Origin of the sequence: Marisediminitalea lipolytica (genome assembly GCF_001758465.1) — a bacterium.
GTDB lineage: Bacteria > Pseudomonadota > Gammaproteobacteria > Enterobacterales > Alteromonadaceae > Alteromonas > Alteromonas lipolytica.
The window spans coordinates 72,304-98,586 of the sequence record NZ_MJIC01000020.1 but is presented as its reverse complement, the minus strand read 5'-3'; the positions used below and the strand labels follow the sequence as shown (position 1 = coordinate 98,586).

Here is a 26,283-nt window from a genome sequence, read left to right as displayed (position 1 = left end):
GGAGCAACCGTTTTTGTCTGTTGCGCCGCCTTTTCGGTTAATTATACCGCGTTACCAGGTTTTACCCCCAGCATATGGCAGATAGCATAGCTCAGTTCACTGCGGTTAAGCGTATAGAAGTGGAAGTGTTTAACCCCTTCTTTTGCCAGTACCTTAACCTGTTCCATGGCAATATTGGCACCCAGCAGATTACGCGTGGTCTGGTCATCTTCATCCAGTCCTTCATACAGCTTGTGTAACCAGCCAGGAACATGAACATTGGTAAAACCGGCAAATTTCACCAGGGTCTGATAATTAGTTACCGGCAAAATGCCCGGGACGATATCTAAATCGATACCGGCTGCCGCGGCGCGATCTCTAAAGCGCAGGAACACACTGGTATCAAAGAAAAACTGTGTAATTGCTTCGCTGGCACCGGCTTCTGCTTTACGTTTGAGGTTAAGTAAATCAAATTGCGCATTGGGCGCTTCCGGGTGTTTTTCCGGATAGGCTGCCACCGAAATATCAAAATCATGAACGTCTTTTAGCAAAGCAACCAAATCCGAGGCATACATATCGGTTTTATCAACGCCTTTTGGCAAATCGCCGCGTAAGGCAACGATACGACGAATACCAGAATCCCAGTAATCACGGGCTATCTGTTTTAGTTCGTCGGCACTGGCATCCACACAGGTGAGGTGAGGGGCCGCTGTAACGCCGGTTTGTTGTTGAATACGTTTTACCACGTCATGGGTGCGGTCGCGCTCACCACTGTTTGCCCCATAGGTAACAGACATATAGGCAGGCTTAAGAGGAGCCAGGCGCTCTACAGACTTCCACAGGGTTTTTTCCATGTTTTCGTTACCCGGCGGAAAAAACTCAAATGACACGTCGATGTCACGTAATTCTGACAACGATTGGTTTAGGGCATCGATCCCCTGTGCGTATGACACCATGATAAATTCTCAATTAGACGTTTAGACGTCTAAACTAAAGAATATATGTCTAGACGTCAAGCAGTTTACACTGCTCAATTGATGTTTTCTGTGGTTTAATACATATTGCAGTGGTTGATGCGCTTCGTATGTGGACGATTTTCAGGCATCAACACTCATCCGTTATCAGTCATCTTACTGGTAAGTATGAGCTTAAAACCGCTGCAGCAGGTATCAATACACTATTACTTATTACAATAAAGACAGTATAGCTGGGAAAACGCATGGCAAAGTGGGACGGAAAATACATTTATCCTTACGCAGAACATGGTAAGAAAAGTGAACAGGTGAAAAAAGTCACCGTTTCAATTCCGATCAATGTACTTAAAGTATTAACCGACGAGCGTACGCGCCGTCAGATTAATAACCTCCGTCACGCCACGAATTCTGAATTACTTTGCGAGGCGTTCGTACATGCCTTTACCGGTCAACCGTTACCAGATGATGAAGATTTGCGTAAAGACAATCCTCATCGCATTCCAGCCGAAGCCCGCCGTATTATGCGGGAAATGGGTATTGATGTTGACTTTGAGGAAAACGAGCTCGACAACGATTAGTGCATATCAATGACAGGTTTAAAGAACAACGAAAAGGCCGCTTTATGAAGCGGCCTTTTTATCAGGTTTCTGTCGTTACATGCGGTCCAAGGGATCTGCTTGTTGCTTAGGCCTTAATAGCCTTGTACATTTCGTCCAGTGCTTTAGGCACCGCAGCAGCATACTTCTTAACATCTTCGATACGACCAGTGCTTACCCGTGACCATTGCTGATAGGTACGGTACTGACCACGGATCAGTACGTCCTGCGCTTCCATGGCTTTACGGAAGGCGTTGGCATCACCATCATCACCTAAGTTAACAAACACAAAGTTAGTGGTTGATGGCAGCGCGCTCAGGCCGTTAGCTTTAACCGCATCCAGAATGATTTCGCGGCCTTCTTTGACTTTCTGACGTGAAAAGTCTTTAAAGGCTTCATCATTGTAGCTGGCGATAGCGGCAGCCAGACCCGCCTGGTTAATAGAGTATCCGCCTAAACCGTACTTATTGATGAATTCCATGTTTTCTTCGCTACCCAGCATGTAGCCAACACGCATTCCGGCCAGACCGTAAATTTTTGAGAATGTACGGGCAACAATGATGTTGTGGCCTTCGTTGATCAGCGGGATCATCGAGTGCTTAGGGCCATCTTCGATAAGTTCGTTATAGGCTTCGTCAACCAGTACCAGGGTTTTCTTGGACGCTTTGATACAGAACTCACGAAGTTCCTTCGGATCCAGAATTTTACCGGTAGGGTTGTTTGGGTTACAGATATGGACCATGGCGATGTCGTCATCAATCGCATTGTACATGGCATCCAGGTCGATACTCAGATCGGCTTTGTTAGGGATGCGCACGATTTCCGGGCCGCCCTGGCGAACCGGTGCCATTGAGGTGGTATCCCAGAATAAATCAGGGCCGAGGATTTTACCTTTACTGGTTGCGGCAAATGCAGCGAATGCCAGAATCAGGCTCGAACCCGCGGTAATAGAAACATTTTCTGGCTTCAGACCATTGGATTCTGCCAGCATGTCCCGCAGATACATACCAGCACGATAAGCGTAATAAGCACCGCCTGTGCTGCTGGCTTCGGCAATTGCCTTAAGTGCCATATCACTCGGACCATAAGGGTTTTCGTTGGCGTTAAGCTTAGCGACGCCTGGCGCTGGTCCGTACATAATTTTAGGTGACTTCATAGGCTGAGCTGCAGCCAGGCCAGCAGGAGTTATCAGACCTGTTGCACCAGCTGCCGAAGCGGCGATTGAGCCTCCTAAGAATAAACGTCTTGATGGATTATAAGTCATTGACTGTTCCTCTTATTTTAATGTGTGAGTGCTATAGCGCTTTGGCAAACATGGCGACAGATACGATCACCAGGTAGATACCAAACAGGCGTTTGAGCATTTTTTCACTAAAGCTGTGTGCCATTGATGCACCAATCGGTGCGGTCAGAATTGACCCTACACTGATTGCTAGCAGAGCGGGTAAATTAATGTAACCAACAGTACCAACCGGCATGCCCTGAGGGTTAGTGTTTTCCATAAACAAGAAACCAATAGCGCCAGGCAATCCAATCAGGAAGCCAACTCCGGCTGCGGTTGCTACTGCTTGCTGGATAGTGCGGCGACACATGACCATGGTAATCACCGTTGGTGTACCACCGCCTATGCCCAGTAATGCTGAAAAACCGCCAATTACAAAAGCCAGAACGCTTTTACCGATGCCTTGTGGCATTGAAAAAGTCATGCCTGGACGAACTACAAATTCAGGGAATAAGAAGTATACTGAATAGAGCAATACGCCGCCGGCAAACACCATGGTTAATCCGGTACTACTGGTGTGGTTTGCAATGGCAACACCGCCAAGCACACCCAGGATGATCCAGACCGACCAGGATTTAAGCATGTCAAAATCTACTGCCCCACGCTTTTTGTGGGCCAGCACAGAACGCGCGCTGGAAATCACAATAGACGCCAGTGAGGTGCCAATAGCGACTTTGACTAATTCTTCAGAATTAGGGGTAAAGAAAGGAAATACCGCGAGCAGGGCTGGGACAACAACAAAACCTCCTCCATTGCCAAAAAGGCCAGAAGTAATGCCTGCGACCGCGCCCGCAACGCACAAAGTGAGGACGAACCAGACGAGTTCAATCTCCATAACAACAGTGCTCCACTTGTTAAATAATTATTTGGATTTTTGTAATTTTTATACAGTAAAAAGTATAACTTATTGGGCGGTTTGTCGCGTTGATAGCGATGAGTGACCTGATAAAGTCGACCAGCCTGGCGGCTGGTCGATATTCGGTTTAAAAGTAGGGATGAGCCGCTACTTAGAAGCTCGCGTTAAGCTTCATGTAGTAGTAACCACCTTGCCAGTCTACGATTGAATCTGAGCGGTAGATACGACCACAGCAGCTATCACCAGGAAGGGTACTCGCGTCAGGGTAGTTGTCGAACAGGTTACGTGCACCTGCAGAAACTGACAGCGTTTCATTAATGAAATAAGTCGCTTCCAGGTCGAACATGTATTCAGGATCAAATTCCTGGATAGAACTAACTGTGCCACCACCATCAGAGTTCTCGTAACTTCCGTAATAGTTCATACGAGCAGTAACGCTTAAGTCGTCCATGGTATGTTTGATGGAGAATACGCCTCGAACTGAAGGTAAGCCGTTTTCAAAATCATACTGAGCTTCTGCGTTAAATACAGGGTCACCATTAACGAGTCTACCTGGGTCAGAGTCAAACTCCTGGGTACCGTAGTTCATTGAAAGTGTGAACACAGTATCACCTAGTTCAGACTCCATGTTGTAAGTTGCTACAACATCAACACCTTCTGTCACTGTATCAAACAGGTTTTGGAAGTAGTTTACGCCACCGATTGATTCTGCACCTTCAACACCTGCACCAACTAAGGCCAGATAACGATCGTAATCGGGACCAGCAGCTGGATCTGACGATACATCCAGCACTGACACAGCATTAAATCTGTCTTCAAGCAGGATGTGGTAGTAGTCAATAGTCAGAGTCAGGCTGTCTAATTCAGCGGTTAAACCAAAGGTAAAGTTAGTTGATGTTTCTGGTACAAGCTCAATAGCTCCCAGAGCTTGTGCAACCGGGCCACCGGCAGGGAACAGACCCGTTGCAACCGGAAAACCATTAGGTAAACGAGTTGAAATGTTCGTTGTACCTTGTTGACCAGGTGTTGGTGCACGGAAACCTGTACCGTATGAAGAGCGAATAGCCAGTTCTTCGGTTAGCTGGTAGATACCGGCAATTTTATATACGGTTTCAGAACCCATATCTGAGTAGTCTTCATAGCGAACCGCCGCCTGTACAAATAATTGATCGGTCAGGTCGCCAGAGATGTCACCGTAGATGGCATAAGAATCTCGCTCATAGGTACCAGTTGACTGCGGAGAGTAGCCTGGAAAGCCGTTAGAACCAACACCAACTACGTTATACACAGGATCGCTATCGTCGCTACAGTCAAGACCATTTGCTACCGCTGTAGCAACTTGCTCGTCTGTGGCCATACCGAAACCGTTGTCTACGCGAGAACATAAGCCGTAGGGATCCGAAAGTGAGTGCGGGCCTGCCTCATAAGAAGACGGTTCTCCGCCGCTTATTTCGTAAGACTCTTCCATGTAGCTTAAACCAAATGCAAATACGTATTCGGCTAAGTCGTAGGTAAAGTCAGCCTGGAACTGTAATTCGTCGTTGCTCAGGTCACCAGGCTTAAAGCTGGTTGGTGAAGCGCTACCCAGTGACGGGTTGACAGTGTTTTTCAGGGTGTAAGAGATTTCGTTATAACCATAACGACCGCTTAAGTCATAACCTAAATCACCGGCCATGCCCTTGATACCGGCTGCAAAGGAGTAATCGGTAATATCACCAAAGAAACGAGGGGTAAAACCGCCTGGAAATTTCATCAGCGGGCTGTATAAGCTACCGTCGATTTCACGCAGGTTTTCTATGGTGCCATTGCCAGGATAGCGATAGAAAAATCCGCCATCACCTTCACTTTCTGAATAGTTGGCAAAAGTGTACAGCTCCATGTCAGAGGTAAGTGCCATACCAGCGTTTAAGAATACTTTAGCACTCGAGTAGTTTGGTTGGCCCCATGGCTGTACTACGTCACCAAAACCAATGTTGGCATCAGATAAGCCCGCGATGAAAGAAGCCTCGTCGTATCCGGCTACGCTAGTATCAAATCGTGAGCCTGTTAAGAAACGCTCGTCATTTGCGTCTACACAAGCGCTACCAGTACAGTACTCTTCGCCACGTAACGTAGCATCAGACTCGGTTACCTCTGCAGAAATGCTCAGGAAACCGTCGTCACCCAGTGAGAAACCTTTGTTACCACTGATAGTGTATTGTTCACCGTCGCCTTCGAAGTACTGACCGACATCCAATGATAATGAACCGCCCTCAGCATTGTTTTTAAGCTGGAAGTTGATTACACCGGCGATAGCATCCGAACCGTATTGTGCTGCTGCACCGTCGCGCAGTACTTCTACGCTGCCCAGAGCAGCTGATGGGATAGTTGCCAGGTCAGGGCCCTGAGTACCGGCACCGCCGATTTGTACCACCGTCAGAAATTGGCTGACGGGTAAGAGTATATGATGGAACCAGTGTCATCATAATGTCGTTCATGTCTGATGACGCAACGCCGTTAATATCGTCGGCAGTTAATACGTCAACCGGAACTGGTGAGCTTGTCACAGAGCGAGGCGCACCACGGGCACCCACAACGGCGATTTTCTCAACATCTTCTTCCGCTGCTTCTTCTGCAAAAGCAGTGGTTGCAACAGTCATTGAAAGCGAATAACCGGCAAGACCGGCCAGAATCGCTGCATTTAATTTTTTGAGTTTCATCATGTGTTCCCTAATTGTCATATTACTATGATCTTTTTAGGTGCAATCGCGATAGCCGTGAAATCACGGAGCTGGCTTATCTCGCCCCAAATTGGTTCGCAAATGCACCAAATTTAAACATTATTTGGACTTAATGAGTGCGTCAGACTTGGCTAACGACATAGCAGAGACTAAAAAAAGAGCGTGTATATTCGGAAGAAAAAAGAATGTTGAGGGCTATAGCAAAAATATTGAGCCTCAATTAAAGTCTATTAATAACAGTGGTTTAGCTACGTCTTTTCGGAATAAAATATTTTATAACAAATGAAATGTAACAATAAATTAACGTTGCAGGGGCGGAGTAAAGCATTTGTATTTGTTTAAGTTTATGAAAATGTTGATAAAAATGAATTCGTCGAGAAATTAAATGTTTGTTATTGTTTGCTTAATCAATCCTTAAGTTATACTAAAGTATAATGTTGCGGGTGCTGTTTGTAATGGCGGGATCGTACTTATCACGTGGACAGGCCATCGAATTTTAAAGAAACGACCAGCCAACAGGCTGGTCGTTATCTGCAATAAGCTAAGTTGCTGTCAGCTTATTAAAAGGTGAAGTTAAACTTCGCGTAATAGTAACCACCCTGCCAGTCAACCAGCGAGCTGGTCAGGTACACGGCACCATTGCGAGCATCGCCAATGGTCTCTTTATCAGGATAGTTATCAAACAGGTTTCTTACCCCGGCTTGCAGAGTGATGCTTTCGCTCAGGAAATAAGACGCCTCAAGGTCAAACATATACTCGGTTCCGAAAGTTTGTAAGCGCAGCGGCTCATCGGAACCCACGTCATTTGAGTTAGTATATTCGCCGTAATAACTTAAACGACCCGTCACAGTAAGGTCTTCGAAAGCGTGTTTAACCGAGAATACACCGCGCAGGTTTGGCTCGGCGTTTTCGAAATCATATTGCGCTTCACGGTTAAAGTAATCACCTGGGTCAGAATCAAACTCAGACTTATTGTAGTTCATTGATAACGTTAGAGTGGTGTCACCCATACCAGACTGGATACCATATGTGGCAACAACATCCACACCTTCGGTCACACTGTCGAAAGCATTCTGGAAGTAATTGGCACCACCGATAGCAGCAGCTTGAGTTTCACCAATCGCATCGACCAGACTCAGGTAGTTTGCGTACTCTTCGGTATCAGTGTCTGCGGTTTGATCGGCAAACAGCGTAGAGATAGCGTAGAACCGATCTTCAATAGCGATATTGTAGTAATCTACAGTTAGCGTCAGATCACCGTAGTTGGCAGTAAGACCCAAGGTATAGTTGGTTGATGTTTCAGGCTTAAGCATATCAGCACCCAGGGCCTGAGCAATTGGACCATTGGCCGGGAATAAGCCCACGTTTACTGGATCTGCAAACGGGAAGCGGGTAGATACGTTAGTCGTACCTTGCTGACCAGGTGTTGGTGCACGGAAGCCAGTGCCGAAGGAGGCTCGTAATCCCACTTCTTCAGTTAACTGATAGAAACCAGCAACTTTGTAGACGGTTTCGGCATCAAAATCTGAGTATTTTTCATAACGCACAGCTGCCTGAGCAAACAACTGATCAGTAATGTCACCAGAAATATCCGCATAAACAGCATGCGAATCACGCTCATATTTGTCCGAAAAGGCAGGTGAATAACCCGGGAAACCGTTAGAACCTACACCTAAACCGCTGGTGTAGACCGGATCGTCCGGATCGCCACAGTCAAGGCCATTGGCTAAAGCAGACGCCAGTGCATCAGCAGAAGCTGTTCCATCACAAAAGCCCCACGGATCAGCCTGGTAGTAGGTGCCTTGTGAATAAGAGTCCGGATCACCAGTAGTGATTTCGTAAGATTCTTCCATGTAGCTTAAACCGAATGCGAAAACATACTCGGCAAAGTCATAGGTAAAGTCGGCCTGGAACTGAGTTTCTTCGTTGATAAGGTCGCCAGGTTTAAATGACGTGGGCGACTCGTTCATCATAACCGGGTTGAAGGTGCTCCACAGACTATATGAAATTTCATCGTAACCGTAGCGGCCAGAGAAATCATAACCTAAGTCACCAACCATGCCTTTTAAACCGCCAACCAGGGAGTAATCTGTTATTTCACCCCCAAAGCGCGGCGTAAAACCACCGGGAAATAACTCTTCATTAGGATCCCAAACAGCACCGTCTGCCAGGCGAACAGGCTGAAGAACGCTGTTATACGGATAGCGATAGTTAAATGCACCGTCGCCTTCACTCTCTGAGTAGTTACCGTAGGCGTACAACTCCATGTCACCACTTAATGTGTAGCCGGCGTTGAAGAAAATGCGCGCGGCTTCGTAATTAGGCTGGCCCCATGGCTGCACTACATCTCCGCCTTGAGCCGTGCGACCCATTTCTTTGGCCGCATCTACAAACTCCGGGGTCACATATTGTGCGTAATCTGCTGCGGCGTTGAAACCTTCAAGTGTAGGGTCAACACAAAAGCTGCTGTTACAGTACTGCACGCCGCGGCTGGTGGCGTCGGTATCAACATATTCTGCAGAAATACTTAAGAAACCGTCATCACCTAAAGCGAAACCTTTGTTACCGGTCAGGGTGATAGATTCACCGTCCCCCTCGTAGTATTGACCCCATTCAGCAGAAAATGTGCCGCCTTCGGCATTGTTTTTTAACTGAAAGTTGATAACACCGGCAATGGCGTCAGAGCCGTATTGTGCCGCTGCGCCGTCACGCAGTACTTCTACACTGCCAATCGCCGAAGCTGGAATCGTTGCCAAATCAGGCCCTTGAGTTCCAGAGCCTCCAATTGACACCAACGCTGCACGGTGGCGACGCTTACCGTTTACCAGAACCAGCGTTTTATCTGTAGGAAGACCACGTAGTGAGGCCGGGCGAATAAATGTGCCACCATCTGAAATAGGTTGACGGCTCAGGGTGTATGATGGGACCAGGGTCATCATAATGTCGTTCATATCAGAAGAGGCAACCGTTTGCAGATCTTCAGCACTCAAAACATCAACAGGAACCGGCGAGCTGGTTACAGAGCGCGGCGCACCACGGGCACCCACAACGGCGATTTTCTCAACATCTTCTTCCGCTGCTTCTTCTGCAAAAGCAGTGGTTGCAACAGTCATTGAAAGCGAATAACCGGCAAGACCGGCCAGAATCGCTGCATTTAATTTTTTGAGTTTCATCATGTGTTCCCTAATTGTCATATTACTATGATCTTTTTAGGTGCAATCGCGATAGCCGTGAAATCACGGATCTGGCTTAATTCGCCCCAAAATGGTTCGCCAAAGCACCAAATTTAAACATTATTTGGACTTAATGAGACCGTCAGTCAGCACTGACGACAGTACAGAGACTAAAAAAAGACCGGGCTGGTTCGGAAGAAAAAAGAATGTTGAGGGTTATAAGAAAAACATTGAGGTCACTATAAAGTGTATATAAAACATGTACTTGATATGCTGCATATGGAATAAAATATTTTATAATAAATGCTTTTGGTACAAAATTTTAACATTTCAGTCAAAAACCTGACCAGTTGGTGGCATGTAACTTGCTGAAATTAAAATAGAAATATCGAATGCGTTAATTTTCGAAAAGTTTGTTACAAGCTCATGATTTTTAGCGTTTTACCATTTAGCAAAGAGCAGTGAGTACATGAATTCAAAACAGCTACAGTATTTTCTTGTTACTGCACAAAAAGGAAGTATTGCTGCTGCAGCTAGGGAATTGGATATCGCACAACCTGCGATTAGTCAGCAATTAGCTAACCTCGAACGAGAAATGGGCAGTGCCCTGTTTGAGCGAAGCTTTAAAGGAGTGAGTCTGACAGCAGCTGGTGAGGTATTTGAAAAGCACGCGAAAAAGCTTATCGACGATATCAATAAAGCCAAACTGGAATTGCAGCAGATGGCGGCAAATCAGCAAGGTGTCGTGAGGGTTGGAATGCTGCCATCGATTGGCAACGTGTTGTCTATGTCACTTATTGCCATGGTCAACCAGGCGTACCCTCATCTCAAGTTAGAGATCAGCACCGGGCCGTCTTATGCTGTGAAAGAATGGCTACAAAGCAATCAGATAGATATTGCGCTGACTTACGAACAAGAGCTCGAACCGCGTTTCATGTCGGTGTATCCGCTGATTGAAGAGTTTATGTATCTGGTTGTAGGGGTAAATCAGGCCTCGGCTTATTATCAGTTGCTACAAAACCGGGAGACCATTTGCTTTTGGGAGCTGAGTCAGTTTGAGCTGCTTACGCCAGGACCAAAAGATGCGCTGGGCCGGTTAATCGAAAAATACGAGCAGGATACCGGCGTGGCGCTTAAACACGACAAAGCCTATTCGGGTCAGTTGATGACCGGCTTACGTCAGGTTTTGCAGGGGGAAGGGCTGATGATTTTGCCGTCCTCTGCCATGTATCATCTGGAAGAAAGCAAAGTGATAAAATCACTAAAAATAACTCAGCCAGAAATGAAAAGGCAGGTAATAGCCGCGACTAACAGTAACTTTGCCCTGACGGATGCGATAGTGAAAATGATCAGCATCATTCAGGAGGTCAGCGCCGCTGAACAGGAAGCCGGCCACTGGCGCGGCGAGCTTCTAAGCAAAGCCGCTAAGGCTGAATCCGGAGCTGATCTTAACGCGGCTTATCTTCAGCAGGTCGCTATCAGCTAACCGTTGGTATGGGTATCGGCAGATCGTTTTAACTTAAGATGGCGCTGCTGGTACCATAAAAAAGGTGCGAACAGCGCAAACAGTGCCAGTGCGTAAAGCATTTTGGTACCCAGACCTACGCCGATAATTCCGCATAACAGGCAGCTTACGTATACCAGCGGCCGGTGGCCCGTAGATAACAATTTTAGTGCGGCGAGCATACTGGCCAGGTAAATCAGCACAAAAACGCCATTCACCCAGCCAATTAAATCTTCCAGATCATGGGCTGAATAGTGGGTGATAACCAGGGTTACAGCCATGATGGCCTGTATAACCTGCAGCGCTCGCAGTGGCACACCAAACTGGTTAAGCTTAATAAAATACGCAGGCAATACGCCGTCCTGGCTCAAGCTCCAGCTTAACCGGGCCAGACTGGCAGTATAAACATTTACCGTTGCCAGACCGCCGGCAATACCCAACAATCCAATGACATAGGCTCCATAGCCCCCGGCAATGCGGTCAAATACTTCAACCATGGCCAGCGTACTGGTGGTATCCACATCTACCAGTAAATAGGTACAACCAAGATAAATCGCGCCTACCAGTAAAGTACCCATCATAATTGCTGGCACCAGATCCCGCTTAGGATCCCGAAAATCCCCGGCCAGATGCGACAGGGCTTCGATCCCCAGAAAGCTCCAGAACGCCAGTCCCATAGCGCCTAATACTGCATTCAGATTAAATGGCACTGGTGGCGAATGTGCCTGAACTCCGGTTGGCTGGATAAAGCCACCGCCTATCAGTAATGCCATTACCACCAGAGTAATGATTAACGTTAAGCCTAACTGTAAGCTGGCAGAAAGCTGTATCCCCCGATAGTTAAGCGCCAGCACAAGGCCGACAATCGCCAGTTGCACTGGTAGACCCCATTCAGGACTTAACTGAAACAAGGTTTCAATAAACCAGTAGGTCATAATAATTGCGGCGGGAGCCCCGATGGGCACAACAAACAGAAACAAGACCCCAATAGTGCGCCCGGCCGTTACGCCAAAAGCTTTTTCAACGAAAAACGCCGGTCCGCCTGCATGAGGATAAAGTGAAGACAGTTTGGCAAAGACCATGGCCACAGGAAGAATAGCAATCAGAAGCAGTGCCCAGCTCAGCATGGCATAACTGCCAGCGAGAGCTGTCGTCATTTGCGGCAATATAAATACACTGGTGCCGAGCAAGGTGGTGGTTAGCAAACCTGCGCCGTGCCAACGGCCAATTTTTTGTGAAGCGTGGCTCATCGTTTCTGCCGGTAAATCGGATGGACGGCGATTATAGCGTTTTTTATAAACAAGTCTGTTTGCTATTTGCATTTTGCAGATGCATTTTGCACCAAAATTGTCGGAATTTTTGACACTTTGCCAGGCTGGCAATCTTGCTTAAAAATCTAAGCTGTTGAAATATAATGGGTAAGTATATTGTGGTCCATTTTATGCTGCACTGAAGCAAAATACGTAAATGTGTCGCCAATCCTGGATGATGTCAGACCAATACAAAGAGTATAAGAGGTACTTTATGTCTTGTTTAACCCGACAGCTACAACAGAAACTGGCTAAATATATTAAGAAAGAAGTGAACGTCGTGTCTCCTTGTAACCCGTCAGCGGTGCGCGAGGAGCTTATCAGTCGCGGTGTCTGCCCAAGTGGTATCACCGAAGGCCAGGTAAGACAAGTGCTCGAAGTCGCAGGATATTTATAGAACAGAAAAAACCGGTGCCCAGTGGCACCGGTTTTTTTTGCTTGTGAAGCCGTTACTTCAGGTCAAAACGGTCGTTTTGCATGACCTTGACCCAGGCATCAACAAAGTCCGTAACAAACTTCTGCTCTGCGTCAGCGGAGGCATAAACCTCTGCAATGGCGCGTAATTCTGAGTTGGAGCCGAAGATCAGGTCTACCGGCGTGGCAGTCCATTTGGCCTTGCCCGACGCTCGGTCTACGCCCTGGTAAACTCCTTCATCCTCGGTCTTGTTCCACTTTGTTCCCATATCCAGCAGGTTGGTGAAAAAGTCGTTACTCAGCGTGCCAGGCTTGTCGGTTAAGACACCATGGTCCATGTCTTTATAGTTGGCATCCAGCGCACGCATACCACCTAACAGTACTGTCATTTCCGGTACTGACAAATTCAGGTAATCAGCACGTTCAACCAGCATTTCCGTTGGTGACAGGTAGTTCATTTGTGGAGCGTAAAAGTTGCGGAAAGCATCGGCAGTCGGTTCCAGCACGGCAAACGATTGCACGTCTGTCATTTCCTGTGAAGCGTCCATACGACCCGGTACAAAAGGAACGGTTACCGAATGTCCTGCATCCTTCGCCGCCTTTTCAACCGCGGCAGCACCGGCCAGTACAATCATATCAGCAGTTGAAATTCGCTTGTTACCAGAGGCTTTACGGTTAAAGTCCCGTTTGATTTTCTCTAGCTTCAGCAGCACTTTATCTAACTCTTTCGGGTTGTTCACCGCCCAGCCATTTTGCGGTGCTAAACGCACACGTGCACCGTTGGCACCGCCACGCATGTCAGTACCACGGAAGCTGGCTGCCGAGGCCCAGGCGACCCGAACCAGTTCGGGTACCGATAAGCCGGTATCGAGAATTTCTGCTTTCAGTTTGCGAATGTCAGATTCGCTGACCAGCTCATGATTTACCTCAGGAATAGGGTCCTGCCATACCAGTACTTCTTCTGACACTTCGTTGCCCAGATAGCGCGCTCGTGGGCCGAGGTCCCGGTGGTTCAGTTTGAACCAGGCCTTAGCAAAGGCCAGTTCGTATTCCGCCGGGTCAGCCATAAACCGCTCGGCAATTTTACGAAACTCAGGATCTTTTTTAATCGCAATATCAGTGGTAAACATGATTGGTGCATGACGTTTGCCTTCTACATGCGCGTCGGGCACCATGTTGGAAGCAGACGGATCGTCTGGGATCCACTGGGTTGCACCAGCAGGACTCTTGGTTTTCACCCAGTTAAAGCTAAACAGGTTAGTTAAGTAGTTAATCGACCACTTGGTTGGGGTAACCGTCCACGCACCTTCCAGGCCACTGCTGGTGGTGTCTTCTGAGTGACCCTTGCCGCATTTGTTTTTCCAGCCAAGGCCTTGCTCTTCAACATCAGCCGCGGCGGGTTCTGCACCCACACAGTCTTTTGGCTTTTTCGCACCGTGTGCTTTACCGAAGGTGTGACCACCGGCAATCAGGGCCACAATCTCTTCGTCGTTCATTGCCATGCGGCCAAATGACATACGAATATCCTGCGCAGCAGCTAAAGGATCAGGATTACCGTGGGGGCCTTCAGGATTAACATAAATCAGACCCATCTCAACGGCGGCCAGCGGGCCTTTTAACTTGCCGAACTTGTCGCGCCGCTCATCAGTCAGCATTTTGCCTTCCGGGCCCCAGTACACGTAGTCCGGCTCCCAGTCATCTTCACGTCCACCGGCATAGCCAAAGGTCTTAAAGCCCATATCTTCCAAAGCTACGTTGCCGGTTAATGCCATCAGGTCGGCCCAGGAAATTTTGCGACCGTATTTTTGTTTTACTGGCCAAATCAGGCGGCGTGCTTTATCAAGGTTAACGTTATCAGGCCAGCTGTTGAGGGGGTCAAAACGCTGCTGACCGCCGCCTGCGCCGCCGCGACCGTCATGAATTCGGTAAGTACCGGCTGCGTGCCAGGCCATGCGAATAAAGAAAGGGCCGTAATGACCGTAGTCGGCTGGCCACCAGTCCTGAGAGTCGGTAAGCACTTTACGCAGGTCGGCTTTTACTTCTTCCAGATCTAACGAGTTAAATTCCGCTGCATAATCGAAGTCTTCACCATAAGGATGTGATTCGATGCCGTGGGCGCGTAGTTGACTCAGATCCAGTTGTTCCGGCCACCAGAAACTGTTTGATTTGGGGTCTGCGGCATTGGCCTGAGCTGGGGCCGTCAGTACTACCGGCGACAGAGCAATAGCCACTGCGGCTGCCAGTGATAACGTCTTTTTGAGCTTCATATGTCCTTCCTCGTTCTTATTGTGAACAAACTAAATGACTGAATTTTTAACAATTAATAGTGTTGCCGAGGAAGTTGGAAATAGGTAATTAAAAAATCAGATGTCGTTGATTGGAAAAATACAATCAAGGTAAACCTATGTTTGTAATATGGTTTTATTTTCTTACTAGAGGTGGATCAATTTTCGATGCAGGTTTGTCTACGGGTGATTATTATTGTTGTTGTACATTTTTTTAACAATTTTCCGGGTTTCATAAGTAAAGTCCGGCGTGTGTGTTGCTGGTTGTTGTACCTGATTTATTGTGTTTCTGAGTAAATTGATAGTGGCCGCCTGGTGTGTAAATTGCTGCTCCCCGAATAAATAACGTGGTACTCTTTAGGTTTATTTTTTATTGTCTTAAACCTGTTCGTCTGCATCATGGGAACTACACAACGCCATCTGGTTAATTTAGATATGTTACTGACAGATATCGAAATGCTCGATGCAAGCGAGTATGGCGGTCAGGCGCACATCCGGTTATTTAAAGAAATTCAGCGTACCCTTGAAGGGCTGGACATGGCCGCGCAACAGGAAACGGTTTCGTCTTTCCAGAAGGCAGTGATACATGCCGGGTTGGCCGGACCGCTGGAAGATAAACGAATGCCCGGGATTTTTCGTCGGCTGATTGGCAATGTACTGGAATACTGGGAAGCCCATACTAAAGCCGAGCATATCCTTAACTCACAGTTTGATGGTAACGCCGACAAGCGCCTTGAGTTGCTGCAGGTAAAAAGTATCAAAGCTAAATCGCAATTTAAAACGGTCGCCAGAGCCATGGGACGCACCGATTATCAGCATTTTATAGAGGCACTGGGTCTTAACCACGAAGACTGGCAGTGGCCCGCCTGAAAAAGTCATCCGTTTTACCCCCAAAGCGCGTATATACCTGACAAATAAACAATAAAAGGGTACAAGCGTGCCTGAAGGCCCGGAAATACGACAAAGTGCTGATGCGCTGGCGGCAGTACTTAAAAATAAAAAAATTAATGCCATTACCACAGGGCTTGCCGCTATAAAACCCTGTGAATTCTTGCTTACCGGTCATCGGGTTACCGATATCAGCTGTCGCGGTAAAGCCATGCTGACGCAATTTGATAATGGCTATACCATTTATTCTCATAACCAGCTGTATGGCCGCTGGATGATTATGCCGGCCGGCGAATTGCCCGACACCAAACGGTCTCTGCGATTAGCCTTGCACACCAAAGAGCACAGCGCTTTATTGTACTCGGCGTCGGAAATTAGTTTATGGAAAACCGCCGAACTGGATGACCATCCGTTTTTGAAAAAGCTTGGGCCGGACGTGCTGAATGAGCCGGTGACAACAGACTTAATTGCTGAGCGTATCGCCTCATCCCGATTTAATAACAGAACACTGGCAGCGCTGTATCTGGACCAACACTTTTTAGCCGGCATTGGTAACTATTTGCGTAGTGAGATTTTATTTTTTGCTGGACTGTTTCCGGACAAAAAGCCAAAACAGCTCAGCGACAGCGAAGTTGTCCGTCTGGCCGAACAGACGATTAAAATCACTGAATATTCGTACCGAACAGGTGGCTATACAGCGCCGGTGAGCGACGATAAAGTGAAAAATCATACGCTGGAAGAATATATCGCCGATCGCTTTATGGTGTTCGACAGGGACGATATGCCCTGTCGGGTTTGCGGTGAAACAATCCTGCGTGCGGAACGCAACAACCGCAGGATTTATTTCTGTCCTCATTGCCAGCCCGGGTAAGGTGCTGGCAATCTGTTATTGGTTGTTATTCAAATTAGAAAGAATAACGGGCAAACAACTTACACCATTCTGAGTCAGAGAAGTGACTGTATTCTATGCCCACCGCAAAGGCATTGGCTTTGCCAAAAGCGTATTGCGCGCCGCCGCGGATACCGGTTTGATAACCGCCTTCCGGCCAGCGTTGCCATTCAACTCCGCCGTATACCTCTACATCTTCAAGCACCTGGTAACGGGCGTTCCCGGCTAAACTAAAGAAGTTCGCATCGGCGCTTAAATATTCTTCGCTGTCGTGCAGGTCAAAATCGACCTGGTTGTAATAAAGTCGCGCATCAAATACCAGATCCGGGCGATAGTTAAAGCGATAGCCAACACCAGCCTGCCAGTAGCTTTCGTCAAAAGTGTAGCCTTGAGCGCTGTCATCTGCATCGCGATATTTACCGGTAATAAACAGATTAGCACCAACTTCGTAGCTGCCTTCAACTTCAAAACCGCCCAGGTCAAAAACCTCCAGATCGCCGTACTCACCGGCGCTGTAACCCAGTTGAACATAATCATAGGAAGGAGCTTCTGCGGCAGCAGCCGAACTAAACAAAATGGCCAGGGCAGCAACAGCGGCGTGTTTACAATATTTCATAATGATTCCTTAAGTGTGTCAGTTTTCAGTACGCACAGATTACTCAAGGAAAGGTCAAATGGAGGTGAAGCAACCCCCCATTGTTTGTTCAGCTAATAAAAACGCCGTTAACCAGGCTCGCCAGAGCCCACATAACAACCACATAATGCCAGTTATTGCGAATGATGTTGCGGGCGGAAGCCCCGTAACGCCCCGTAAGAATCATACCAATACCCGACAGCGGGCCGGCACCGGTTGATACCGCCCAGGTGGTTAAAAACATAAAGCCCAGGCTGGTTGGATTGGGATCCAATGGCAACAATAAGGGGCTTACCACAGCAATGCTGATCACCGGATGCACGCCCAGCAGGCCTGCCAAAATCATTAATGCACAAATAACACCAAACAGGCTGGCATCAAACTGATATTCGTGCAGATCGACAAGTTCAGGATACAGGCTTATCAGGGTTTTAATGCCCGCCGAAAATACCCCGGCGGCCAGAAACAGGGCAAATTGGGGCCCGGCGCTATGCAATCGGTTATCAATAAAGCTTTTAACTGCCTCAGCGCGAGGACGCTGTTGAATAAAAAGGATGGCGCTGATCACCGACAAACAGCTGATCAGAACCATTATTTTAACCGTGGGGAAAAGTTCATGCAGCACCAGTACGGCGATAGCCATTAGGACCGGAATAGCCAGGCTGCCGGGTTGTAATGGGTAGCCTTCAAAACGCGGCGTTTCGCGTCGTTTAACATCTAGCAGTGTATAGCCAATACCCATTAAGGCCATTAAGGTGCCCGGTAAAACCGTGGATGTCCAAACCATTCCCGGTGAGTACATCAGCGCAACCCCGGTGGCAATGAAAAATGGTGACCACCAGGCTGCAGCGGTAAAGCTGCGGGCCAGCACAATTTGCTGCGCATCAGTTAAAGTGCCATGGCGTTTAAGCCGGTCGCCAAACACAAAGAGCACCGACATATTGATTACGGCACCAAGCAAGGTAGTGCCCATGGCGGTGGTTGCCGCGGCTTTGTTGCCTGTGGGCAGCGCTTCTTCGCTGCTTACCGGATTGGTGAGGGAGAGAAAGCTGATGGCCACAAACATGGTCAGCAAGGGCACATTTGCCGCAAAAACACTTTGCCAGTTAACCTCTGCGCCCTGTAAATAGCCAAAAAATAAACCACATACCCCCAGGCCAAATAGAATGCCGGACTGCCTTAACGCCGATTTTTTTACTGAGGTGACCATTGCGCCAAGGGTTATCCAGGCGAGCACGGTGGCAATCTGCGCTGGTATCAGACCAGCAACAGAAAGCAAGTAAGTCAACAGGGTAAAAGTGGCTAACCAGCCGGCGTAGTGAGTAAAGGCAAACCGCATCGTGATATCTGATTAAGGGCGCAATGGAGAAAAACTGCACGTATTATACCAATAACCCGCCCTGAGAGGGCGGTTGCAGTAAGATAATACAATTTAAGCCATGCGGTAAGAATCCCCACACTTAAGTAACCTGGGATTAAATGTGGGTAAAATGCGTTCAAATGCGCCTAAATGCTGCTAAATTCGCGCTAATGCGTGGTCTTGGTATGGCTGGGAAGGCCTTGCTCGATGATTTTTTCCCGCAGCCAGCTGTGCACCGGATCGCTGTCTAAGGTCGGGTGCCATATCATGTGTTCGTTGAACGCGGGTGCCTCAAACGGTAATGGCAAGACCTGTAAGGGCATAAAGCTGGCGTTAAGTTCGGCAAACTTACGCGGAAGTAACGCGAGTCGTTCCGTGCCAACAATCATGCGGCACAGGGTGGTAAAGTCGTTAGTAATGACCTCGATTCGGCGTTTCAGATCTTTCGCTTCTACCAGCCACTTCTCGATACTTAGCAAACTAACGCGGCCAAAGCCCACGGAGATATGTCCGCATTCGCAAAAGCTCTCTGGGGTCAGACCCTTAGCAATCACGGGATTGTTTTTATCGGCGATACAAACCAGTTCGTCACTGGTAAAAAATGCGGATGAATAGCCGTCTATCATGACCTGATCTGGTGCGATCATCAGATCCACGCTGCTGCGCGCCAGGGCGTCGGACTCAATTGTAAACGGGGTTAAGAATTCGAAACTCAGGTTGGGCGCTTCTTTGGATACCGTCTTGATGACGTCGGTTAAAAATACCTGCAAAATGTAGTCAGAAACAATAATCCGAAAGTGGCGGCTGTAGTTTTGCAGGTCCATCTGACGCCGATTCGTAATCGAACCACGAACAATATTTAACATTTCTTTAATAGGTGACTGCAATTCCAGGGCATAAGGCGTTGGTTGCATCTTTCTGCCCACCTGCACGAACAGATCATCCTTAAAATATTCCCGTAGTCGCGCCAGAATACTGCTGGTGGCAGACTGCGAAAGGTAGAGTTTCTCTGCTGTGCGAGAGATATTCTGTTCTTCAAGTAAAACATCAAGCGCGACTAATAAATTCAAATCCAACTGCTCAAACCGCATGATCCCACCTCTTGAAAAGTTAACGAAGTATTAAATTTGTAGATACTTTTAATCAATACATTTAATTTTTCGTTTTATCAAGAAACTTTTAGACTGCAAATGTTGAAAACTTGTTAACGATTGTTGCTGGGGCAAAATACGCTGATTGGCGCAATCACTTATAAGTATTGGTTTTCCCTGTTAGGAAATAACATGAAATTTGCGTCTGAAAAATCTTCCTCGGCCGATGGCCGTTTACTGCTGGTTGCTAAAGATATGTCCCGGGCCATCGCCGTGCCCGATATCGCAGATACCCTGCAACAAGCCCTGAATAACTGGGCAGAGGCAGAGCCGCTGTTGCAAGCGCGCTATGCCGCGCTTAATGACGGGCAATTAAGCGATGCCCAGCCATTGAGCAGTTTTAATCTGGACGCCCCCATGCCACGCAGTTGGCAATGGCTGGATGGTTCTTGTTTTCTTAATCACGGCCATCTGATGCAAAAAGCCTTTCATCTGGACCCCATTGAAGATGCCGACAAGTACCCACTGGTGTATCAGGGCGCTGGCGATAATTTTAGCGCACCGACCGATCCGCTGGTAATGCCGAATGCTGAGGTTGGCGCCGACTTTGAAGGTGAATTCGGCGTGATTATCGACAAGTTGCCCATGGGCGCTACTGCTCAGCAAGCCTATGATGCTATCCGCCTGGTGGTATTGCTGAACGACATTAGCTACCGCGCGCTGGCACCCCGGGAGATGAAAACCGGTTTTGGCTTTGTGCAGGCTAAAGGCGCAACCGCATTTGCCCCCGTTGCCGTAACACCGGATGAACTGGGCGATGCCTGGCACAACGGCCGGGTGCAGTTACCTGTTCACATAGAACGCAGTGGTGAATGGTTTGGCAATCCAAATGGGGCTGAAATGCATTTTGGTTTTCAGGATGTAATTGCTCACGTTACCCAAACCCGTGCCTTAAACGCTGGCACTGTTGTAGGTTCCGGCACCGTGTCTAATGCTGACCCAACCGTTGGTCAGGCCTGTATCGCCGAAATTCGTGCCAAAGAGCTCATCAAACATGGCGCACCACAAACTCCTTTTTTAAGTGATGGCGAAACCGTTGTCATGCAGGCATTGGATAACGCTGGCAACAGTGTATTTGGTGCAATCTCGCAAACCGTAACCCTGGAGGTTCAGTAATGTTCAATCCTGCTGAATATCAAATGATCGACCTGTCGGTCACGCTGGATAATAACCAGTACACCGATCCACCCCCTCTGCTACCCAAAATAGATTACATGGATCACCAGGAAGGTTTTCCTGAGATGCAGGCGATGTTTCCCGGTTTAACCATCGATCAACTGCCGGGCGAAGAAAGCTGGGCTGCTGAGCGCCTGCAAATTACCACCCACAGCGGCACGCATATGGATGCGCCCTGGCACTATGCCTCGACTACCGACGGCGGCAAACCGGCTTACGGTATTGATGAATTCCCGCTGGAATGGTGTTTTCAGGCCGGGGTAAAGCTGGATTTCAGTGCCTTGCCAGACGGTTACGTGGTGACCGGTGCCGATGTGGAAGCGGAATTAGAACGCATCGGGCACACGCTCAAACCACTGGATATCGTGCTGGTAAACACCCGCGCTGGCGATATTTTTGGTCAGCCCGGCTACCTCGATGCCGGTGTGGGCATGGGCCGCGAAGCCACCATGTATCTGCTTGACCGCGGCGTAAAAGTGGTGGGCACCGACGCCTGGAGCTGGGATGCGCCATTTAAGTTTACTCGTGAACGATTCGCCCAGGACAAAGACCCGAGCATTATCTGGGAAGGCCATAAGGCCGGCCGGGATATTGGTTACGGGCAAATGGAAAAGCTGGCCAACCTCAAGGCGATCCCGGCAACCGGATTTTTAGTGTCCTGCTTCCCTTACAAAATTAAACACGCCTCGGCCGGTTTTGTCAGAGCCGTCGCGTTCGTGCCGAAGCACAAATCTTAAGGAGTTTTTATGTTTAAGTATTTTCCCACCAATTATGTGTGGAACCTCTCTGTAGACCTGGCAATCGAGATGGGGGCCCGCATTGGTGAAATTGAAGAAATGTGCGCACCGTTACAGGAAGCGGCTAAGCAGCCGGATAAAGAAGGCGTACAAGCATTTCGTGATACCTGGGCAAAAATGGCCGACAAGCTGTGCGTGCTGGCTGAAGAAGATGAAAGCAAAGGCCGCTTGTATTCCGCTGGCGAGAAGTACGGCCGCGCAGCCTCTTACCTGATTACCTGTGAACGCTTACAAGCGCACAACGCGCCGGGCCGTCTGGAACTCTATAAGCGTGAACTGGAGCTGTTCCAGAAAGGCATTACGCTGAACGATGAGAACTGCGAGCGGGTAGAAATCCCTTATGAAGGCAAGCATCTCTCTGCACTCTACGTGCGCGCCGAAAATGTTGACGGACCTGCGCCAATTCTTATTCAGGTGAATGGTCTGGACTCTACCAAAGAAATGAAATACCGCGTGGGCCTGCCACTGTGGCTGGCAAAACGTGGTGTTTCCTCATTAATTGTGGATCAGCCCGGCACCGGCGAAGCCCTGCGCCTGCAAGGGTTTACCGCGCGCTATGACTCTGAACACTGGGCATCGAAAGTAGTGGATTATCTGGAAACCCGTGACGATGTGGACAGCAGTCGCATTGGTATGGAAGGGGTTTCACTGGGCGGCTATTACTGCCCGCGCGCCGTGGCCAATGAACCACGTCTGGCTCTTGGTGTGTGCTGGGGGGCAAACCATGACTGGCGCGATGTACAAAAGCGCCGTCTGGAAAAAGAAGGTGACTTCCCGGTGCCACATTACTGGGCGCATGTGTGCTGGGTATGGGGCGCGAAAGACATGGACGAATTCATGGAAATCGCCGAGAACGTTCACCTCGATGGTCAGTTAGAAAAAATCAAAGTGCCGTTCCTGGTAACACATGGCTCCAAGGATTCGCAAATTCCGCTTAAGTGGGCAGAGCGTACCTACGAGCAGTTGGTTAACAGTCCTAAACGGGAGCTTAAAGTCTTTACCGAGCGCGAGGGTGGGGTTCAGCACTCAAGCTTTGATAACAGCATTAATGCCGGTCACTACATTGCTGACTGGGTTGCCGAAACATTCAATGCCAGAACGGCAAAATAAGGAAACTCACCATGAATATAATTGGTCCTGAACTGCTGATCTTCGGTGTCGACGATGTGGCAGCCTGTAAGCAGTTTGCACTGGATTACGGCTTAACCGCAGCAGATGAACACCGTTATGTTGCTCTAGATGGCACTGGCATCGAAATTTACCCGGCTGATGACGCGGATTTACCTGCAGCACTGCCCACCGGAAGCGCCATTCGTAAAACTGTTTATGGGGTGGCCGAACAAGCTGACCTTGATGCAATTACGGCTGAGCTAAGCAAAGACCGTGAAGTGAAAACCCTGGCTGATGGCAGCATTGAAGCTGTGGATGACTTGGGTTTTGTATTGGGCTTTATGGTTACCCAGCGTAAAACACTAGAGTTACCGGCCGAAGCGGTAAACGCGCCGGGGGCAGCACCACAGCGCGGCCTCAATATCACCGCCGTGAGTAAAGAAGACGTGGGCACGCCACGTACCTTGTCCCATGTCGTGTATTTTGTACCAGACTTCCCAAAAGCCGAGGCTTTTTACCGTGACCGCCTGGGGTTTGTCACCACCGATCGCTTTACCCACGTTGGGCCATTTATGCGCCCGGCGGGGACTACCGATCACCACACCTTATTTTTTATTCAAACCCCACCGCATATGCAGGGCATTGAACACTTTACCTTTCACATGGGCGGGCCGACCGACGTGATGACCGCCGGTACCAATATGGTGAACAAAGGCTACCAAAGCTTCTGGGGGCCGGGCCGCCATATCTTTGGCTCTAACTGGTTCTGGTATTTCAAGAGCCCCTTTGGTTGCAACATGGAATTCGACGCCGACATGGATTTACACGATGACAGCTGGACTGCCCGTGAATCTATGCCAGGCGCAGATAACTCACAGGTATTCCTACTGCAGTACCGCGAGAAATGGGCGCCAATGGGCCCACCACCGCCGGGGGCTGGTGGCAAGCCGCCTGGAGCGCCTTAATGCCAGCCGGGATCAGACTTTGCGACCTGAGCGAGCTTGCTGAGGGGCCGCTGGGGTTTGATCCCTTTAATGAAGGTCAGGACAGTGTGCTGGTTATCTTGCGTGACGGCAACGTGTACGCCTACACCGATGTGTGCCCGCATTATGGCAATACCACACTGCCCTGGAAGAAAAACGCTTATCTGAATAACCGCGGTAACCGCATAGTCTGCGCTGCCCATGGTGCGTTATTCACGATCGAAAACGGCCTGTGTGTGAGTGGTCCCTGTAAGGGCGAGTCGCTGACACCCGTGCCGGTAATAATAGAAAACAACACGGTGTGGCTGGTAACAAGCCGGGCCGGGGAGAATGAATTATGAGTGCATGTGTGAATAAGGTACTGATCATCGGCGGCGGCTTTTCCGGTATGTCGGCGGCAATTGAATTAAGCAAAAAAGGCATTGCGGTTGATCTGGTAGAAATCGATAAGAACTGGCGCACTGATGGGGCCGGAATAAGCATTGGCGGCGCTACCATCCGCGCATTTGCCCAGATTGGTATACTGGATGAGTTTTTAACTCAGGGAGCAACGCACAAAGGGTTGGATGTGTTTGCACCAACCGGCCAGCATCTGGCGTTTATTCCCGCGCCACCATTAATGGGCGAAAACGCGCCCGGCGGCGGTGCTATCATGCGCCCGGTACTGGCAAAAATTCTGGCGGCGAAAACCCGCGAAACCGACGTGAATGTGCGCCTGGGTATTACCTTTGAAAGTATCGACGATCAGGGTGACAGCGTAACAGTTACTTTCACTGATGGAACTTCTGATACCTACGATTTGGTGATTGGCGCAGATGGCCTGTTCTCTTCGGTGCGCAAAACCGTGTTCCCTGAAGATAAGGGACCAGCTTACATAGGCCAGGGAGTATGGCGCGCAGTGTTACCGCGCTTGCCGGAAATCGACAATGTTAGCATGTGGGTAGGCCCGCACATTAAAGCTGGTGTAAACCCCATGTCGGCCGACGAAATGTACATGTTTGTGACCGAAAACCGCGAAACCAACGAGTTTATCGATCCATCTACCTTTACCGAAAAGCTCAAAGCGCTACTGGCTGGCTTTCCTGCACCTATCGTGCAGCAAATGGCGGGTATGCTAACCGACGACTCATTGATTCATTACCGACCGCTGGAAGGCATGTTAATGCCAGGACCATGGTATAAAAACCGCGTGCTGCTGATTGGCGATACTGTACATGCCACCACACCGCATCTGGCATCCGGCGCGTGTATCGGTATTGAAGATGCAATCGTAATTGCCGAAGAACTGGAAAATGCAGCATCCGTTGATGAAGCACTGGCTGGTTTTCAGGCACGCCGTTTCGAACGCTGCCGACTGGTGGTTGAGAATTCCGGCCGCCTGGCACAAATCGAAATTACCGGTGGCGATAAACAAGAGCACACCAATATTATGCGCGAAACCTCAATTGCGCTTGCACAGCCTATATAAGGTAATTGCTGAATGGGCAGGATATCCTCGCCCTTAATTAAATTGTAAAAGCAGGCGCTGTTAGCTCCTGCTTTTTTGTGTGTGCATCGGGAAGAAGTGTTGCGCCGGTAATTCAGGCTAGGTTCAAGGGCGGCTTTGAGCGTGAAGCGGAAGTAAGCATTGGTGTATGGACTGATGGCTAATATCCAAATTTACTTTCCTTGGAGGCTCAAGAGGAAATTTCTTGCGGAGGAATCCCTTAATCCAAATTACACATCGAAAAAACTGATTCGCCTACTAGAATTATAATTTAACATATACGTTATCCGAGGAAGATTTTGTGACCGAAGATAATATTCCACAATCAGACACTGACTGCGGTTCTTGTTTTCTTATAACTGGCCTCCCCAAAGAAGCTCGACATAATTGCAATAAGTGCCTGACAGGTCTGCTTGTTGGTGAAAATACACTGTTATTACCCCCGATCCTTCTAGGCACAAACGCGAAGGAGGTGTTGTCAGCGCTTCGTTTCGTGAATTTCGGTCAGTTTAAGAATGGTGTCTTTAACTTTGATTTTTCCCGCGTAACCCGAATCGATTCTGCCGGATTGGGCGCATTAATAATGGTTCGTAGAGAAATCATATCCAAAGACGTTGAAATATGTTTAGTTAACCTAAACGCCGATGTCTACAGGTTGTTTTCAAAAACCAGGATGAATAAATTGTTTATGCTAAAGCGGTAGCAAAAATGGCGGA

21 protein-coding genes and 1 pseudogene are annotated in these 26,283 nt (G+C 48.6%); 12 read left to right on the top strand and 10 right to left on the bottom strand.

Going from position 1 to position 26,283, the window contains the following annotated elements:
• Window positions 1–41: 41 nt before the first annotated feature.
• A complete protein-coding gene (metF, locus tag BFC17_RS21430) occupies window positions 42–935 on the bottom strand; it encodes a methylenetetrahydrofolate reductase (protein WP_070178569.1) in 894 nt (297 codons plus the stop codon).
• Window positions 936–1,198: 263 nt separating this feature from the next.
• On the opposite strand from metF, the gene metJ reads away from it, so the two are divergent.
• Window positions 1,199–1,531, top strand: a complete 333-nt coding sequence (gene metJ, locus BFC17_RS21425; protein WP_070178568.1) for a met regulon transcriptional regulator MetJ — start codon at window positions 1,199–1,201, stop codon at window positions 1,529–1,531.
• Window positions 1,532–1,637: 106 nt separating this feature from the next.
• Here the strand turns inward: metJ and BFC17_RS21420 are convergent, their stop codons facing one another.
• The 4 genes and pseudogenes from BFC17_RS21420 to BFC17_RS21405 all read right to left on the bottom strand — a co-directional run bounded on the left by BFC17_RS21420 (window position 1,638) and on the right by BFC17_RS21405 (window position 9,580).
• Window positions 1,638–2,813, bottom strand: coding sequence for a pyridoxal phosphate-dependent aminotransferase (locus tag BFC17_RS21420; protein WP_070178567.1), 1,176 nt, complete (start codon window positions 2,811–2,813; stop codon window positions 1,638–1,640).
• Window positions 2,814–2,844: 31 nt separating this feature from the next.
• A complete protein-coding gene (locus tag BFC17_RS21415; RefSeq protein ID WP_070178566.1) occupies window positions 2,845–3,666 on the bottom strand; it encodes a sulfite exporter TauE/SafE family protein in 822 nt (273 codons plus the stop codon).
• Window positions 3,667–3,838: 172 nt separating this feature from the next.
• Window positions 3,839–6,386: pseudogene (locus BFC17_RS21410) on the bottom strand (TonB-dependent receptor plug domain-containing protein).
• A 581-nt stretch (window positions 6,387–6,967) separates the two neighbouring features.
• Window positions 6,968–9,580, bottom strand: coding sequence for a TonB-dependent receptor plug domain-containing protein (locus BFC17_RS21405; protein ID WP_175439614.1), 2,613 nt, complete (start codon window positions 9,578–9,580; stop codon window positions 6,968–6,970).
• A 469-nt stretch (window positions 9,581–10,049) separates the two neighbouring features.
• Here BFC17_RS21405 and BFC17_RS21400 point away from each other — a divergent pair, with 469 nt between their 5' ends.
• Window positions 10,050–11,066: a LysR family transcriptional regulator gene (locus BFC17_RS21400; RefSeq protein WP_083271889.1), complete on the top strand. Its 1,017-nt coding sequence runs from the start codon at window positions 10,050–10,052 to the stop codon at window positions 11,064–11,066.
• Here the strand turns inward: BFC17_RS21400 and yjeH are convergent.
• On the bottom strand, window positions 11,063–12,334 hold the full coding sequence (gene yjeH / locus BFC17_RS21395; protein WP_070178582.1) for an L-methionine/branched-chain amino acid transporter: 1,272 nt from the start codon (window positions 12,332–12,334) through the stop codon (window positions 11,063–11,065). The two genes, BFC17_RS21400 and yjeH, sit on opposite strands and share 4 nt — an antisense overlap.
• Before the next feature lie 274 nt (window positions 12,335–12,608).
• On the opposite strand from yjeH, the gene BFC17_RS21390 reads away from it, so the two are divergent.
• Entirely contained in the window at window positions 12,609–12,791 is a 183-nt protein-coding gene (locus BFC17_RS21390) for a hypothetical protein (protein WP_070178581.1), read from the top strand.
• Between the two features lie 52 nt (window positions 12,792–12,843).
• On the opposite strand, the gene katG is transcribed toward BFC17_RS21390, so the two are convergent.
• Window positions 12,844–15,075 (bottom strand): catalase/peroxidase HPI, encoded by a 2,232-nt coding sequence (gene katG, locus BFC17_RS21385; RefSeq protein WP_070178564.1) that lies wholly within the window; start codon window positions 15,073–15,075, stop codon window positions 12,844–12,846.
• Between the two features lie 417 nt (window positions 15,076–15,492).
• On the opposite strand from katG, the gene BFC17_RS21380 reads away from it, so the two are divergent.
• Window positions 15,493–15,963: a hypothetical protein gene (locus tag BFC17_RS21380; protein WP_070178563.1), complete on the top strand. Its 471-nt coding sequence runs from the start codon at window positions 15,493–15,495 to the stop codon at window positions 15,961–15,963.
• Between the two features lie 67 nt (window positions 15,964–16,030).
• Entirely contained in the window at window positions 16,031–16,852 is an 822-nt protein-coding gene (nei, locus tag BFC17_RS21375; RefSeq protein WP_070178562.1) for an endonuclease VIII, read from the top strand.
• Between the two features lie 34 nt (window positions 16,853–16,886).
• Here nei and BFC17_RS21370 read toward each other — a convergent pair whose 3' ends face one another.
• From BFC17_RS21370 to BFC17_RS21360, 3 genes are all read right to left on the bottom strand, one after another.
• Complete coding sequence (locus BFC17_RS21370; RefSeq protein ID WP_070178561.1) at window positions 16,887–17,486, bottom strand: outer membrane beta-barrel protein; 600 nt, start codon at window positions 17,484–17,486, stop codon at window positions 16,887–16,889.
• Window positions 17,487–17,574: 88 nt separating this feature from the next.
• Window positions 17,575–18,843, bottom strand: a complete 1,269-nt coding sequence (locus BFC17_RS21365; RefSeq protein ID WP_070178560.1) for a hypothetical protein — start codon at window positions 18,841–18,843, stop codon at window positions 17,575–17,577.
• A gap of 188 nt (window positions 18,844–19,031) precedes the next feature.
• The gene (locus BFC17_RS21360; protein WP_070178559.1) at window positions 19,032–19,955 is read right to left on the bottom strand and encodes a LysR family transcriptional regulator; all 924 of its coding nucleotides are present in this window, start codon (window positions 19,953–19,955) and stop codon (window positions 19,032–19,034) included.
• Window positions 19,956–20,147: 192 nt separating this feature from the next.
• On the opposite strand from BFC17_RS21360, the gene BFC17_RS21355 reads away from it, so the two are divergent.
• From BFC17_RS21355 to BFC17_RS23045, 7 genes are all read left to right on the top strand, one after another.
• The gene (locus BFC17_RS21355) at window positions 20,148–21,131 is read left to right on the top strand and encodes a fumarylacetoacetate hydrolase family protein (RefSeq protein ID WP_070178558.1); all 984 of its coding nucleotides are present in this window, start codon (window positions 20,148–20,150) and stop codon (window positions 21,129–21,131) included.
• Window positions 21,131–21,928, top strand: a complete 798-nt coding sequence (locus BFC17_RS21350; protein ID WP_070178557.1) for a cyclase family protein — start codon at window positions 21,131–21,133, stop codon at window positions 21,926–21,928. Before BFC17_RS21355 ends, BFC17_RS21350 begins: the two co-directional genes overlap by 1 nt.
• Before the next feature lie 9 nt (window positions 21,929–21,937).
• Window positions 21,938–23,098: an alpha/beta hydrolase family protein gene (locus BFC17_RS21345; RefSeq protein WP_070178556.1), complete on the top strand. Its 1,161-nt coding sequence runs from the start codon at window positions 21,938–21,940 to the stop codon at window positions 23,096–23,098.
• An 11-nt stretch (window positions 23,099–23,109) separates the two neighbouring features.
• Window positions 23,110–24,063 (top strand): VOC family protein, encoded by a 954-nt coding sequence (locus tag BFC17_RS21340; RefSeq protein WP_070178555.1) that lies wholly within the window; start codon window positions 23,110–23,112, stop codon window positions 24,061–24,063.
• Window positions 24,063–24,422: a Rieske (2Fe-2S) protein gene (locus BFC17_RS21335; RefSeq protein WP_070178554.1), complete on the top strand. Its 360-nt coding sequence runs from the start codon at window positions 24,063–24,065 to the stop codon at window positions 24,420–24,422. Before BFC17_RS21340 ends, BFC17_RS21335 begins: the two co-directional genes overlap by 1 nt.
• Complete coding sequence (locus tag BFC17_RS21330; RefSeq protein ID WP_070178553.1) at window positions 24,419–25,549, top strand: FAD-dependent oxidoreductase; 1,131 nt, start codon at window positions 24,419–24,421, stop codon at window positions 25,547–25,549. Before BFC17_RS21335 ends, BFC17_RS21330 begins: the two co-directional genes overlap by 4 nt.
• Window positions 25,550–25,868: 319 nt before the next feature.
• Window positions 25,869–26,270, top strand: a complete 402-nt coding sequence (locus BFC17_RS23045; protein ID WP_070178552.1) for an STAS domain-containing protein — start codon at window positions 25,869–25,871, stop codon at window positions 26,268–26,270.
• Window positions 26,271–26,283: the final 13 nt, after the last annotated feature.